Origin of the sequence: Kitasatospora sp. NPDC049285, from assembly GCF_040678815.1 — a bacterium.
Classification (GTDB): domain Bacteria; phylum Actinomycetota; class Actinomycetes; order Streptomycetales; family Streptomycetaceae; genus Kitasatospora.
Window position 1 is genome coordinate 37,055 of record NZ_JBFAQR010000011.1, and the last position, 13,312, is coordinate 50,366.

The following is a 13,312-nucleotide window of genomic DNA, read 5'->3' on the forward strand; positions in this document are numbered from 1 at the left end:
GGGAGAGTGCCGTGAGCTACGAGATCCAGAAGTCCGACGCCGAGTGGCGCGCCGAGCTGTCGCCCGAGGAGTACCACGTCCTCCGGGAGGCGGGCACCGAGCGGCCGTTCGTCGGCGAGTACACCGACACCAAGACGGTCGGGGTGTACAGCTGCCGGGCGTGCGGCGCGGAGCTGTTCAGCAGCGAGACCAAGTTCGACTCGCACTGCGGGTGGCCGAGCTACTTCGCGCCGCTGGCCGGTGACTCGGTGGAGTACCTGGAGGACACCAGCCTGGGCATGCGCCGGGTCGAGGTGCGCTGCAAGAAGTGCGGCAGCCACCTGGGGCACGTCTTCGAGGGCGAGGGCTACGACACGCCCACCGACCAGAGGTACTGCATCAACTCGATCTCGCTGAAGCTGAAGCCCGCCGAGTAGACCGCGCGGACGCCCGCCCCGTGAAAGACTGATGATCTTTCGATCGGTCGGACGGTGTGGGGCGGGCGTGGCGCGGCGGCGGTCATCCGGGGTGTGGTCGGTACTGGCGGAGGTGCAGCACGAGCAGCACCAACGCGCGGAGGCGCAGCGGCGGGAGGCGGCGGCGCGCCAGCGCGAGTACGAACGGGCCCAGCGGGAGGCGCAGCGGGCCGCCGCCCGCGGTGAGCGCGAGGCGCTGAAGGCCTACCAGCAGCAGCGGGACGCCGACGCCGCCCGCCGCACGGCCGAACTCGACCAGCGCGTCACCGAGTTGCGCGGCGTCCTGGCCACCGGCCTGGCCGGGCCCGGGTTCTCGCTGAGCGGCCTGGCGGGCGGCGTCGCGGCCGCGATCCCGCCGTTCGACCCGGGCCCGCTGGGTACCCCGGTGCCGATGCCCGATCAGAACTGGTACCTGGTGCCGCCGTTGACCGGCCCGCAGGCCTACCAGCCGGCTGCCCGCCGGCACTGGGACGAGCAGGCGGCGCAGGCCCGGGCCCGGTTCGAGCACGACTGGCAGGCCGCGTGGGCCGCCGAGCAGCAGCGGCAACGTCAACTCGCCGACTACCGCGTCCAGTTCGACGCCTGGGCGGCCGAGCGCCGACGGCTGGTCGCCGGGCAGTCCGCGCAGGCGGCGCAACTCGCCGCGCGGGTCGGGTCCGGCGAGGCCGCCGCGGTCACCGAACTCTTCGAGACGGTGCTGGACTGGCGGGAGGACTGGCCGGACGGCTTCCCCACCGAAGGCGAGGTCTCCTGGGACGGAGCCGCCCGCCGGCTGACCGTCGGCTGGGAGCTGCCGCCGTACGAGACGGTGCCGGCGGTCGGCCGCTACCGGTACGTCCGGACCGACGACCGCGAGCAGGAGGTGGCCCGGTCCGCCGCCGAACGCAAGTCGCTGTACCGGGAGGTGCTGGCCCAGTGCGCACTGCGCGTGCTGGCGGAACTCTTCCGGGCCGACGAGAGCGGGCTGGTGGCGTCGATCGCGCTCAACGGCACCGTGACCGCGGTCGATCCGGCCACCGGGCTGGAGGTGCGGCGCTGCCTGCTGGCAGTGGAGGCCGGGCGGGCCGCGTTCGACCGGGTCGCGCTAGACCGGGTCGCGGCCGTGGACTGCCTGGTCGACGCCCTGGGCGGACGGCTGTCGGCGCGGCCGGAGAAGGCCGAGGCGGTGGCGCCCGTCGCCGCTCCGGCGCCGGTCGCGGTCGACGAGGACGGGCCGGACCTGTTCACCATGGACCCGATCGCGTTCGAGGAACTGCTCGCCGAGCTGTTCCGCCGCCGCGGCTTCCGCACCAGTACCACCGCGCGCAGCGGTGACGAGGGCGTGGACGTGCTCGCCGAGGACCCGGACCCGATCACCGGCGGGAAGATCGTCATCCAGGCCAAGCGCTACCGGCACACCGTCTCCCCCACCGCCGTCCGCGACCTGGACGCCACCATGCGCAGCCACGGCGCCAACCGCGGCATCCTGGTCACCACTTCCGGCTTCGGGCCGGGCTCCCGCAGGTTCGCCGAGGGACGCCCGCTCACCCTGGTGGACGGGCCGACGCTGCTCACGCTGCTCCGCGAACACGGCCTGCCGGGGCGGCTGGGTCCGGCGGTTCCGGCTCAGCGGCCCGCGCCCCCGTCCGGCCCGGCGCGCGACCGCGGGGCTTTGGACGCCCGCGAGTTGACGCCAGGTCAGAACGCGCCGCTGCCCGCCGCCGACCTGCAGGTGGAGTTCCGGGCCGGCGGGGCCGACGCCGACCTCACGCTGCTGCTGCTCGGCGCGGACGGCCGGGTCCGCGGCGACGACGACTTCGTCTTCTACCACCAGCCGACCGCCGAGCGCGGCGCAGTCACCCTCGACCCCGAGCAGCGCACCGCGACCGTCCGCACCGCCCGGCTCCCCGCCGCCGTCCACCGGATCGCCCTCGCGGTCAACCTGGACGCCGACACCACCGCCACCTGCGCCGACCTCACCGACCCCGCCGTCCACCTCTCCTCCGGCCCCACCCGCTGGGTCTTCCACCCGCCCGCCGACCCCGCGATCTCCGCCATGCTGATCGCCGAGCTGTACCGCCACCCCGCCGACGGCTGGAAGCTCCGCGCCCTCGGCCAGGGCTACGCGGACGGGCTGGCGGGGCTGGCCCGCGCGCACGGGGTCGAGGTGGAGTAGGCGACCGGGTCGTAGGGTGGCGACCGAAGGGCTGGACGACGGGGAGGGGCGGACCATGGCCGGGGAGTTCGACACGCACGAGCGGCGGATGTGGGCGGGTGCGGCGCAGGCCTACGCGGGGAGCTTCGCGGCCCTGTGCGGGGCGACCGCCGAGGCGCTGCTGGACGCGGCGGAGGTGGGCGCCGGGACGCGGGTGCTGGACGCCGGCACCGGACCGGGGACCGTCGCGGCGGCGGCGCTGCGCCGCGGCGCCGAGGTGGTCGCGGTGGACGCCGAGCCGAGCATGGTGGCGCTGGCGGCCGCGAACGCCCCGGGGGCGGAGGTCCGGCACGCGGTGCTTCCGGACTTCCCGTTCGCGGACGGCGCGTTCGACGCCGCGGTGGCCAACTTCGTGGTCAACCACGTGGAGGACCCGTGGGCGGCGCTGACCGAACTGCGCCGGGTGGTCCGGCCGGGCGGCCGGCTCGCGGTGACGGTCTGGCACGACACCGGCAACGAGGCGATGGCGCTGTTCAACCGGGCACTGGACGAGGTCGGGGTGCAACGCCCGGTCTACCCCGCCCCGTTGGCCTTCGCCCGGACCGCCGACGGCCTTCGCGGGCTGCTGGAGCAGACGGGGTGGGCCGGGGTGGCCAGCGGCGAGGTGGCCTGGACGCATCGGACCGATCCGGAGGTCTGGTGGTCCGGTCCGGCCGGCGGGGTGGCCAACATCGGCCTGGTGGTGACCGGGCAGCCGCCCGAGACGTACGTCCGGATCAAGTCCGCCTACGACCGGCTGGCGGCCGACCGGGCCGCGGAGGACGGCCTGCTCGGTCTGCCCGCCCTGGCGGTGCTGGCGTCCGGCCGGGCCTGAGTCCAGGGCGCCGGGGTCCGTCCCGCCCGCCGCTACGGCGCCGGGACCGGGGCGTCCCAGTCGATGCGGTGGTCGAACTTCCAGGCGGTGCGCGCCGGGGTCTCCAGGCGGGCGAAGAGCGGGAGCAGCGCGTCGCGGACCACCCGGCCGACCGGACCCGCGGCTTTGCCGCTGTTGGTGCGGTGCCCCTCCGCGATGACCTTCTCCACGCGGGCGCGGCGGACGCGCTCGTAGGCGGCGAAGGCCTGAGGGTACGGCAGGTCCCTGAGGGCGCGGGCGATTTCGACGGCGCTCTCCGCGGCCAGTGACGCGCCCTGGCCGGAGCTGGGCGAGGTGGCGTGCGCGGAGTCGCCGACCAGCACCATCCGGCCGCGGTGCCACCGCGGCACGTGCGGCAGGTCCTCCATCGGCCCGGCGAGGATCAGCTGTCCGGGCTCGGTGAGCCCCAGCAGTCGGAGTGCGGGCAGGTCGTCCCCCTCGAAGGCGGCGGCCAGCCGGCGCAGCCACTCCTCCTCGGGGGTCCGCCGGATCTCGTCCCCGTCCGCGTACGGGTGGGGCAGGTTGACGAACCAGACGCCGCTGCCGTCCGGGAAGGACTGCCAGCCGAGGAAGGCGCGGCTGCCGAAGGCCATGTACATCCGGTCCCCGGTGGGCGGCAGCGTCGCGCCCTCGACCCGCGCGCCGAAGCCGAGCATCCCGGAGTAGCGGGGCTGCGGCGCGGCCGGGTCGATCAGCCGGCGCACGGCGGACCGGATGCCGTCCGCCCCGACCAGGACGTCGGCCTCCGCGCTGACGCCGCCGTCGGCGAAGACGGCGCGGATGCCGGTGGGGCTCTCCTGAACGTCGACCAGCTGCCGCCCGTGGTGCACCGGGATGCCCGCGCCGGCGGTCAGGTCGTAGAGGCGCCGGTAGAGGTCGGCCCGCCAGCTGAACTGCATGGGCTGGCGGAACTCGGCGACCGTACGGCCGCGGTGGTTCTGCAGCACGATCGCGTTCATCGCCTCGCCGACCCGGTCCAGGCCGACCAGGCCCAGCGCGGCGCGCCCGTTGGGAGCGACGCTGAGCGCCCCGCCGACGCCGTCGGCGGTGTCGCGGTGGGACTCGTAGACGGTGGCCTCGATCCCGGCCCGGCGCAGCGCGAGCGCTGCGACCGGGCCGGCGATGCCGCCGCCCACGACGATCGCGGTGCGGATGGGGGTCTTCCCCGTCGTTGTCGTCATGAGTAGATAGTTGCAATGAAACTAGTCTCAGGTCAACTAGTTCGGTCGTGATCGGCGCGCACTAGACTCACGCCATGCGGAGTTCCCCCCTTGCGCTCACCGTCCTGTCGCTGCTGCACCTGCAGCCGCTGCACCCGTACGGGATCCAGCGGCTGATCAAGCAGTGGGGGAAGGACCAGGTCGTCAACGTCAGCCAGCGGGCGAGCCTGTACCGGACGATCGACCGGCTGCTCGAAGCGGGGTTGATCGCGGTCCGCGAGACCGGCCGCGACCAGCAGTACCCGGAGCGGACGGTCTACGAGCTGACGGACGCCGGGCGGGCGGCCACCCGGGAGTGGCTGCAGGAGATGCTCGCCGCGCCCAGGGCGGAGTACCCGGAGTTCCCGGCGGCGCTGTCGTTCACGATGATGCTGCTGCCGCAGGAGGCGGAGCAGGTGCTGGCCAGGCGGGCGGAGACGGTCCGCGAGGCGCTGGCCCGCCTCGAAGCCGTCGGCGAGCAGTACCCCCTGCCGCGGGTCACCATGCTGGAGGACGAGTACCGCCGGGCGATGCTCGCGGCGGAACTCGGCTGGCTCGACGGCGTCCTCACCGATCTGCGCTCGGGCGCGCTGAGTTGGGACTTCGAGACCCTCGCCGCCCTCGCGGCGGCCAGTTCCTGACGGAGCGACGGCCGCCGCCGGAGGGCGGCCTTACCAGCCGTCAGAGCGACCGGGTGTGCTTCCACTCCTCGGCGCATTGGCGGTAGCCCAGCCAGTCGTTGATGGCGAGCATCGGGGCGTTGGTGCCGTCGTTCTGGGTGTAGGCGGCGGTGAGGCCCCGGGCGCGGGCGCGGTGCAGTGAGTCGGTCTTGGCGAGCTTGGCCAGGCCGCGGCCGCGGTGGGCGGAGCGGGTGGCGGTGAACGAGGACCAGTAGGCGCCTCGGCCGTCGGTCTGGGCCGCGGAGAACGCGGCCGGTTCGCCGTCCACCAGGGCGACGGTGGTCAGGGCGTAGTCGAGGTCGGGGCGCTGCCAGATCTCGGTGAGCCAACTGTCGTAGCTCTGGTCGTCGAGGTCGAGGTCGCCGGGTTCGGCGCGGGTGCCGTCGATGTCGACCAGGTAGACGGGGTACGGGTCGTCCAGGTAGTCCGCGGCGGTGCGCAGTTCGACACCCGGTGGGACCGGCGGGACGGGGCGCAGCGGGAGGGTCAGGTCGAGCGCGGAGAACTGGGCGCGGCGGCCGCGCCGGTAGCCGCGGGCGGCGGCGAAGCCGAGCGCCTCGGGGGTGCCGTCGGCCCAGCCGTGCGCGTCGGTGCAGCCCTGGGCGGCGAGTTCGCGCTCGGCGGCGGTGAGCAGGGCGGTGCCGAGGCCGGCGCCGCGGAGCTCGGGGAGCACGGTGACGTTCAGGAAGGCCTGGCCCGGGGTGGTGCTCTCGATCACCGGGCCGAACCTGGCGGTGCCCGCCACCCGGCCGTCGACCTCGGCGACCAGGACGTGGAAGTGCGGCAGTCCGGCCTGCCAGGCGGTGGTCCCGGGGGTGGTGACCAGGTGCGGGCGGCCGGCCCGGTAGGCGTCGGCGGCGCCTTCGGCGTCGGAGGGTCGGAACGGGCGGATGCTGAACGGCTGCGAAGTCATAGGCATGTCACGTTAGTCAGCCGTTCGCCGGATCGCCGCTGAATTTCCCCCCACCGCCGCGGCGCGAGTTCAGTCCCGGTGAAAGCTCAAGTTCAGCTCTGAGATTGCCGTGCGCCGCTTGGCACCGGGCCTCCGCGGACACACCCTCGTCATCGGGGGAACGGGGCGGTTCGGTCGGCCCGTGGGAAAGGGGGACGGAAATGGATCTCGGAACAATTCCCCGGCTCGGGGTGGGCGTCGGCTGGCGCACCGAAATCGACACCGCGGTCGAGCGGCTGCCCGGCCTGGACTGGGTCGAGGTGGTGGCGGAGAACGTCTGCGCCGGCCACCTGCCGCCCTCGCTGCGGCTGCTGCTGGAGCGCGGCGTGACGGTCGTCCCGCACGGCGTCTCGCTCGGCCTCGGCGGCGCCGACGAACCCGACCCGGCCCGGCTGGCCCGGCTCGCGGAGGTCGCCGCGGCGGTCGGCGCGCCGCTGGTCAGCGAGCACCTGGCGTTCGTCCGGGCCGGCGGGCTGGAGGCCGGGCACCTGCTGCCGGTGCCGCGTACCCGGGACGCGCTGCGCGTGGTCGCCGCCAATGTGCGGATCGCCCAGCAGGAGCTGCCGGTGCCGCTCGCGCTGGAGAACATCGCCGCCCATCTCGCCTGGCCCGAGGACGAGTTGACGGAGGCCCAGTTCCTCGCCGAGCTGGTCGAGCGGACCGGCGTCCGGCTGCTGGTCGACGTGGCCAACCTGCACACCAACCAGGTCAACCTGGGCGTCGCCGCGACCGCCGAACTCGACCGGCTGCCGCTGGAGGCGCTCGCCTACGTGCACGTCGCCGGCGGGATCGAACGCGACGGCGTCTGGCACGACACCCACGCCCACCCGGTCACCGCGCCGGTGCTCGACGTGCTGGCCGCCCTCTGCGCGCGGGTCGACCCGCCCGGGGTGCTGCTGGAGCGCGACGACCGGTTCCCGCCGCCCGCCGAACTCGCGGGCGAACTCGACGCCATCCGCCGGGTCCACCAGGCCGCCCGGCAGCCCGAGGAGGCACCCGCCCATGTCTGAACGCGACGAGTACCTGATCCGCGACCGCGCCGAGGCCGAACGCGCCCTCACCGAACTCGCCGCCGCCCGCAGGCGCCTGGCGCTCCGTCAGGGCGAGCTGCTGACCGCCCTGACGGTCGGCGGACCGGCCCCGACCGGCTTCCGCCCGGAGCAGCTGCGGATCCAGGCCGACGGCCTGCTGGCCAAGCGCCGGGAGACCGTCGGCCACCTGATGCCGGAACTCCCGGAGCTGCTCGGCACCGAGTTCGCACCGCTGTTCCGCCGCTACGCCCACGCCCACCCGCTCACCGGCGGCTACCGCGCCGACGCCCGGCAGTTCGCCGCCTGGGCCCTCGACCACGCCCCGGCCGCCCCCTGGCGCACCGAACTGCGCCGCCTGCTCCACCCCTCCGGCAGCCGGTGGAGCCGCCTGCTGCCCCGCCGCACCGCCAGGACGCACGGCTAGCCGTCCCGCGCCGGCCCCGGCCGGCCGCGGGACCACACGAAAGGACAACGGGGGTATGTGGCACCACCAGTTCGTCATCGCTCTGCTCCTCACCACGGCGGCCGTGGCGATCGCCGCGGTCGCCGCGGCCCGCAGCCGCCGGGTCACCGACGTCCAGGGCCTGCCCGGACGCGGACTCCCGCTGCTGGACGCGGCCTTCCTGGCCGGCGGCCCACTCCGGGTCGTCGACACCGCACTGGTCCGGATGGAACGCGAGGGCCGCGCGGTGATCTCCCGCGCCCACCGCGTCACGGTCACCGACCCGGCCCCGCGCGACGAGGTCGAGGCCGCGCTGATCACCGCCGCCGGCGGTCGCGCCGGCCGCAACCTCGCCGTCCTGCGGGTCTCGCTCGTCAAGGCCCCGGCGATCCAGCAGATCGGCGACCGGCTGGCCGCCCGCGGACTGCTCCGCAACCCGGCCGCCCTGCGCGCCGCCTGGCGGGCCCGCCGCCTCGTGCTGCTCGCCCTGCTCGCCACCCTCGGCCTCGGCATCGCCGCCACGGTCGGCTGGCTGGACCTGCCACTGGCCGAACGGGACGCCACCACACCGCCGTTCTTCGCCTTCGGCGCCCTGCTGGTGGTCACCGTGATCTACCTGGTCGTCGGCCGCCCCGCGAAGCGCCGGATCACCCCGGCCGGCGAACGCCAGCTCCAACTCCTCCAGGACGGCGGCCCCTGGCGGCCGCACGACCTCGACCCGGCCGTCGCCGCGCTGCTCGGCGGCGTCGCCCTCGGCGGCGCGCTCACCCTCGCCGCGGAGGAGCTCCGGCCACTGCGCGAAGCCCTCGGCGGGCGGCTCACCGGCGGGACGATGAACTCCTCCGGAATCGACACCGAGGGCTACACGACGGTCGGGGTGATCGACTCCTCGCCCGGCAGCTGGTGCGGGACGAGCAGCTCCTGCGGCTCGTCCTCGACCTCCTGCGGCTCCTCGTCCAGCTCCTGCGGGTCGTCGTCCAGCTCCTGCGGGTCGTCGTCCAGCTCCTGCGGGTCGTCGTCCTCGTGCGGGTCGTCGTCCAGTTCGTGCGGGTCCTCGAGCTGCGGCGGATCGAGCTGCGGCGGCGGTTCCTGAACGGTTCCTGAGTCACAGTTCGGTATCGCGAACCGGGGATTCGTTCCTTTGCGGCACGGGGCGGGACTAGAACAAAACCCATGTGGGTGCTGCTCCTGATCCCGTCCTGTGCCGCCGCCGTGCTGACCTGCCTGCGGCTGGTACGGGTCGCCGCGATCGCGGACTCGCTCACCGGGCACCTGCCCGTCCCCGCCGAACCCACCGGGATCGGCCTCTTCGAGACCGCCTACCTGGCCGGCGGCCCCGGCCGGGTGGTCGAACTGGCCCTGGTCCGGATGGCCGGCCGGGGCCGGCTGCACCTCGCGCACACCGGCTGGACCACCGTGGTCGACCCGCAGGGCCGCAGCCGCCTGGAACGCGCCCTGATCAGCGCGATCGGCCCCGAGGGCCAGTGCCGCACCGCCGCACTCAAGTCCGCGCTGGCCGTCGACCCCACCGTCCACGACATCGCCGACCGGCTCGCCCTCGCCGGGCTGGCCACGCCCGCGATCGTCCGCGACCGCGCGCTGCTGGCGATCCGTCACGTCCGTTACGCGCTGCTCGGCACCGCCGCGCTGCTGGTCCTCTCGGTCCTGCTCAGCGCCCCCGACGGTGGCACCGCCCGCGCCGCGGTCGCCTGGTTCGCGCTGCCGCTGGTGCTCACCGGCGGCACGCTCCTGATGGCCCGCGTCGACGTCCACGCCTACACCGCCTGGGCCACCCCCACCGGCCAGGCCGTCCTCCGCACCGTCCCGCACACCTGCACCACCGAGGACACCGAGCACGACCTCCTCACCGCCGTGGCCATCAGCGGCCCGGACGCGGTGACGGACCCTCGACTCAGGGCTGCGCTCGGCGACTGACGCAAGGTTGCACTATCCAGGGGCTCGGGGAACTGCGAGGCGAGTGGCTGGCGGTCTCGGTCCGGCTGTGCGTCTCGGAGACCTCCATGCGCCCGGACCTCGCAGCGCCCCGGAGCCCTCGCCGCCACACGCCCCCGCCGTTCCCGGGCCCCTGAAGGGGCCCGAAGGGCCTAGTACAGGCCCGCGATCAGGTCGCCGACAGGCTTGCGGCGGCCCGTGAAGAACGGGACCTCCTCGCGGACGTGGAGGCGGGCGCGGGAGGGGCGCAGGTCTCGCATCAGGTCGACGATGCGGTGCAGTTCGTCGGCCTCGAAGGCCAGCAGCCACTCGTAGTCGCCGAGGGCGAAGGAGGCGACGGTGTTGGCGCGCACGTCGGGGTAGCCGCGGGCCATCATGCCGTGCTCGGCGAGCATCGCCCGGCGCTCCTCGTCGGGGAGCAGGTACCACTCGTAGGAGCGGACGAAGGGGTAGACGCAGACGTACTCGCGGGGGTGCTCGTCGGCGAGGAAGGCCGGGATGTGGGACTTGTTGAACTCGGCGGGGCGGTGCAGCGCCATGTTCGACCAGACCGGCTCCAGCTGGCGACCGAGGGCGGTGCGGCGGAAGCGGTTGTAGGCCTCCTGGAGGTCGTCCGAGTTCTCGGCGTGCCACCAGATCATCAGGTCGGCGTCGGCGCGCAGGCCGGAGACGTCGTAGGTGCCGCGGATGGTGACGTCCTTGGCGTTGAGCTGCTCGAAGAGGTCGTCCACCTCGGCGGCCAGCGCGGTGCGGTCCTCGGGGAGGCCGCCCTTGAGCTTGAACACCGACCACATGGTGTAGCGGATCACCTGGTTGAGGTCGCGGGCCTTCTTCTTCACGGGCTGCTCAGTGGTCTCAGTCATGTGCCCATTGTCCCTTCGGTACGGGGGGTGTCGGTGCTCGGGGTCTTGCTGGTCCTGCCGGTCTCGGCGGCGGCGCGGCGGGCGCCGGCGATCACCGCGGGGATGCCGACGCCGTCGTAGGCGGCGCCGCAGACGGCGATCGGGCCGAGGTCCGCGAGGTGGCGGCGGATCCGGTCGACCCGGTCGAGGTGGCCGACGGGGTACTGCGGGAGTCCGTCGGTCCAGCGGGTGACGGTGTGGTCGTACGGGGTGGCGCGCAGGCCGACGGCGGTGTGCAGGTCGGCGAGCGAGCGGTCGACGAGTTCCCGGTCGGGGAGTCCCAGCGCGGCGTCCTCGCGGTGGCGGCCGAGCGAGGTGCGCAGCAGGAAGGTGTCGGGGGCGGAACGCTCCAGCCAGCCCCACTTGTTGGTGGAGAAGGTGGAGGCCTTGATGGCGCGGCGGTCGACCGGGGGGACCAGGAAGCCGCTGCCGGTGAGCGGGCTGTCGGCGAGGTCGGCGCGCCGGAAGGCGAGGGTGACCAGGGCCATCGAGGCGTACTCGATCTGCCGGAGCTCGGCCGCCGCGGCGGGGGCGTCGGCGCCGAGCAGCCGGGCGGCGTGCGGGGCGGGGACGGCCAGGACCACGGCGTCGGCGTGCAGTTCGCGGCCGGCGCCGGCGATCCGCCAGCCGTCGGGGGTGCGGCGCAGTTCCTCGACGGGGTGGTCGGTGCGCAGGTCGACGCCGTGGTCGCGGCAGTAGGCGGCGATCGCGTCGGGGAGGGTGCCGAGGCCGCCCCGCAGGCCCTGGAAGACCGGGCCGGTGGCGGTGGAGCCCGCGCTGAGCTTGCCGATCGCCTCGGTCAACGAGCCGCCCTGCTGGGCGAGTCGGAGCAGTTGCGGGACGGCGGCGCGGATCGAGATGTCGTCGGCGTGGCCGGCGTACACCCCGCCGAGCAGCGGTTCGACCAGCCGGTCGACGACCTCGCGGCCGAGCCGGGCCGCGACGTACGCGCCGACCGTGGCGTCCTCGCCGATCTCCGCGGGCTGCTCGTGTTCGGCGCGGTCCAGGCCCTCGGGGGTGAGGACGCCGGAGGCGCGCAGCGCGTCGAGGTCGCCGGGGACGCCCATCAACTGGCCGCCGGGCAGCGGACGCAGGCCCTCGCGGGTCCAGATCGCCGCCTTGGCGGTGGTGGGCGGCTCCAGCCGGTCGCCGAGGCCGACCAGTTCGGCCAGCTCGACCGCTTCGGGGCGGCGGGCCAGCATCGACTCGGCGCCGAGGTCGACCCGGACCCCGCCGACCTCGCCGCCGCGGAGCTTGCCGCCGAAGCGTTCGGACGCCTCCAGCACGGTCACCCGCACCGGTTCGGCACTGAGGAAGGCGGCCGCGGCCAGGCCCGCGACGCCGCCGCCGATCACCACGATCTCGGGTTTCGCCATGCCTGCAGTCTCGCAGTCTTTACCCCGCTGACCGGCATCGCCCGCCTGCCGGCGGTAGCGGCCCGAGACCGAGGTGTTGCCTCGGCGTGATCGAGCCGGGACCGGGCGGGCGGGTCCGGTCCGCCGGTCGGCACGTCCAACTCCCGTAGGGGACGGGCACGGAGCCCGTTCCGGGTGAACGGGGAGGGACACCATGGGAGTACGGGTGAACAGAGCCGCTGCCGCGGCCGCGGTGGCGGCGGTCCTGCTGGTGGGGGGCTGCAGCGCGTCGTCGGACAGCTCCTCCGCGATGTCGGACAAGCGCTCGCTGGCGGGCCCGGCAGCGGCCGGGGACGCGGCCAAGCCGGCCGCCGCGGCCACCCCGGGCGGCGGGACGGCGGCGTCCGCGGCGCCCGGGGCGGTGGCGCCGACGAACCGTCAGATCGCCTACCGGGCGCAGCTGACGGTGCGGGTGGACGCGGTGGACCCGGCCCGCCGGAAGGCGGTCGACCTGGTCACCCAGGCGGGCGGCTTCGTCGCCGCGGACAACCTGCGCGGCGGTTCCGGGGACGCCCAGCAGGCGGCGCTGACGCTGAAGGTGCCGTCGGAGGCGTACCAGCGGACGCTGGACGCGCTCGGCGGGCTGGGCAAGCAGCTGGACCTGGACAGCCAGGCGGAGGACCTGACCCAGCAGGTCGCCGACGTGGACAGCCGGGTGAAGTCGATGCGCGCCAGCGTCGACCGGGTGCGGGCGCTGATGGCGGACGCCAAGTCGCTCGCCGAAGTGGTGTCGCTGGAGGGCGAGTTGACCCGGCGCGAGGCGGACCTGGAGTCGCTGCTGAGGCAGCAGCAGGAGCTGTCCGCCCGCACCTCGATGTCCACCGTCACGCTCACCCTGGTGACGGAGTACCACCCCGCGGAGCCGCAGTCCGCGCCCGAGCGCGGCTTCTGGGGATCGGTCGGCCATGCGCTCGGCGGCGGCTGGCACGCCCTGGTCTCGGTGGTGCGTGCCCTGCTGATGGCCGTTGCGGCCCTGCTGCCGTTCCTGCTGGTGCTGGTCCCGCTCGGCTGGGTGCTGTGGCGCCGCCTGCGCCGGAACTCCACCGGCCGCCCGCGGCCCACCCCGGCCGAGTGGACCGGGGAGACCGCGGAGGCCGAGGACGCCACGGAGACCGACGAGGCTGCGGAGCAGCGGCAGGACTAGGGCCTGTCTTCACACTGCCGTCGCAGCCCCGCGTCGTCTGGTGCCTGCTCTCGGCGTGCCGGGCGGAAGTCCTCGTACTGGGTGTACTTGGG

At 74.7% G+C, this 13,312-nt stretch carries 11 protein-coding genes and 1 pseudogene; 8 read left to right on the forward strand and 4 right to left on the reverse strand.

What is annotated here, in order from left to right:
* Positions 1-11 precede the first annotated feature (11 nt).
* The 3 genes from msrB to AB0K51_RS10530 all read left to right on the forward strand — a co-directional run bounded on the left by msrB (position 12) and on the right by AB0K51_RS10530 (position 3,463).
* Positions 12-416: a peptide-methionine (R)-S-oxide reductase MsrB gene (gene msrB, locus AB0K51_RS10520; RefSeq protein ID WP_363452746.1), complete on the forward strand. Its 405-nt coding sequence runs from the start codon at positions 12-14 to the stop codon at positions 414-416.
* Positions 417-528: 112 nt separating this feature from the next.
* Positions 529-2,610: a restriction endonuclease gene (locus AB0K51_RS10525; RefSeq protein ID WP_363452748.1), complete on the forward strand. Its 2,082-nt coding sequence runs from the start codon at positions 529-531 to the stop codon at positions 2,608-2,610.
* A gap of 55 nt (positions 2,611-2,665) precedes the next feature.
* Positions 2,666-3,463 (forward strand): methyltransferase domain-containing protein, encoded by a 798-nt coding sequence (locus AB0K51_RS10530; RefSeq protein WP_363452903.1) that lies wholly within the window; start codon positions 2,666-2,668, stop codon positions 3,461-3,463.
* 32 nt (positions 3,464-3,495) lie between these two features.
* Here the strand turns inward: AB0K51_RS10530 and AB0K51_RS10535 are convergent, their stop codons facing one another.
* Positions 3,496-4,683 (reverse strand): NAD(P)/FAD-dependent oxidoreductase, encoded by a 1,188-nt coding sequence (locus AB0K51_RS10535; RefSeq protein ID WP_363452750.1) that lies wholly within the window; start codon positions 4,681-4,683, stop codon positions 3,496-3,498.
* Between the two features lie 74 nt (positions 4,684-4,757).
* On the opposite strand from AB0K51_RS10535, the gene AB0K51_RS10540 reads away from it, so the two are divergent.
* Positions 4,758-5,342 carry a PadR family transcriptional regulator gene (locus AB0K51_RS10540; RefSeq protein WP_363452752.1) on the forward strand — a complete coding sequence of 195 codons (585 nt, stop codon included), beginning with the start codon at positions 4,758-4,760 and terminating at the stop codon, positions 5,340-5,342.
* Positions 5,343-5,382: 40 nt separating this feature from the next.
* On the opposite strand, the gene AB0K51_RS10545 is transcribed toward AB0K51_RS10540, so the two are convergent.
* Positions 5,383-6,294, reverse strand: coding sequence for a GNAT family N-acetyltransferase (locus tag AB0K51_RS10545; RefSeq protein WP_363452754.1), 912 nt, complete (start codon positions 6,292-6,294; stop codon positions 5,383-5,385).
* Positions 6,295-6,494: 200 nt separating this feature from the next.
* Between AB0K51_RS10545 and AB0K51_RS10550 the strand changes: the two are divergent.
* From AB0K51_RS10550 to AB0K51_RS10560, 3 genes and pseudogenes are all read left to right on the forward strand, one after another.
* Positions 6,495-7,788, forward strand: a pseudogene (locus tag AB0K51_RS10550) (DUF692 domain-containing protein).
* A 55-nt stretch (positions 7,789-7,843) separates the two neighbouring features.
* Positions 7,844-8,899 carry a TIGR04222 domain-containing membrane protein gene (locus tag AB0K51_RS10555; protein WP_363452756.1) on the forward strand — a complete coding sequence of 352 codons (1,056 nt, stop codon included), beginning with the start codon at positions 7,844-7,846 and terminating at the stop codon, positions 8,897-8,899.
* A gap of 80 nt (positions 8,900-8,979) precedes the next feature.
* A complete protein-coding gene (locus AB0K51_RS10560) occupies positions 8,980-9,741 on the forward strand; it encodes a TIGR04222 domain-containing membrane protein (RefSeq protein WP_363452758.1) in 762 nt (253 codons plus the stop codon).
* Positions 9,742-9,911: 170 nt separating this feature from the next.
* On the opposite strand, the gene hemQ is transcribed toward AB0K51_RS10560, so the two are convergent.
* The gene (gene hemQ / locus AB0K51_RS10565) at positions 9,912-10,622 is read right to left on the reverse strand and encodes a hydrogen peroxide-dependent heme synthase (RefSeq protein ID WP_363452760.1); all 711 of its coding nucleotides are present in this window, start codon (positions 10,620-10,622) and stop codon (positions 9,912-9,914) included.
* Positions 10,619-12,037: a protoporphyrinogen oxidase gene (gene hemG / locus AB0K51_RS10570; RefSeq protein ID WP_363452762.1), complete on the reverse strand. Its 1,419-nt coding sequence runs from the start codon at positions 12,035-12,037 to the stop codon at positions 10,619-10,621. Before hemG ends, hemQ begins: the two co-directional genes overlap by 4 nt.
* Before the next feature lie 205 nt (positions 12,038-12,242).
* Here hemG and AB0K51_RS10575 point away from each other — a divergent pair, with 205 nt between their 5' ends.
* Positions 12,243-13,220, forward strand: coding sequence for a DUF4349 domain-containing protein (locus AB0K51_RS10575; RefSeq protein WP_363452764.1), 978 nt, complete (start codon positions 12,243-12,245; stop codon positions 13,218-13,220).
* Positions 13,221-13,312 lie beyond the last annotated feature (92 nt).

Excerpts from the sequence above, each read along its gene's own strand:
- hemG (WP_363452762.1), bottom strand. The coding sequence starts at position 12,037 with ATGGCGAAACCCGAGATCGTGGTGATCGGCGGCGGCGTCGCGGGCCTG.
- AB0K51_RS10540 (WP_363452752.1), top strand. The coding sequence starts at position 4,758 with ATGCGGAGTTCCCCCCTTGCGCTCACCGTCCTGTCGCTGCTGCACCTG.
- AB0K51_RS10560 (WP_363452758.1), top strand. The coding sequence starts at position 8,980 with ATGTGGGTGCTGCTCCTGATCCCGTCCTGTGCCGCCGCCGTGCTGACC.
- AB0K51_RS10530 (WP_363452903.1), top strand. The coding sequence starts at position 2,666 with ATGGCCGGGGAGTTCGACACGCACGAGCGGCGGATGTGGGCGGGTGCG.
- AB0K51_RS10555 (WP_363452756.1), top strand. The coding sequence starts at position 7,844 with ATGTGGCACCACCAGTTCGTCATCGCTCTGCTCCTCACCACGGCGGCC.
- AB0K51_RS10535 (WP_363452750.1), bottom strand. The coding sequence starts at position 4,683 with ATGACGACAACGACGGGGAAGACCCCCATCCGCACCGCGATCGTCGTG.
- hemQ (WP_363452760.1), bottom strand. The coding sequence starts at position 10,622 with ATGACTGAGACCACTGAGCAGCCCGTGAAGAAGAAGGCCCGCGACCTC.
- AB0K51_RS10545 (WP_363452754.1), bottom strand. The coding sequence starts at position 6,294 with ATGACTTCGCAGCCGTTCAGCATCCGCCCGTTCCGACCCTCCGACGCC.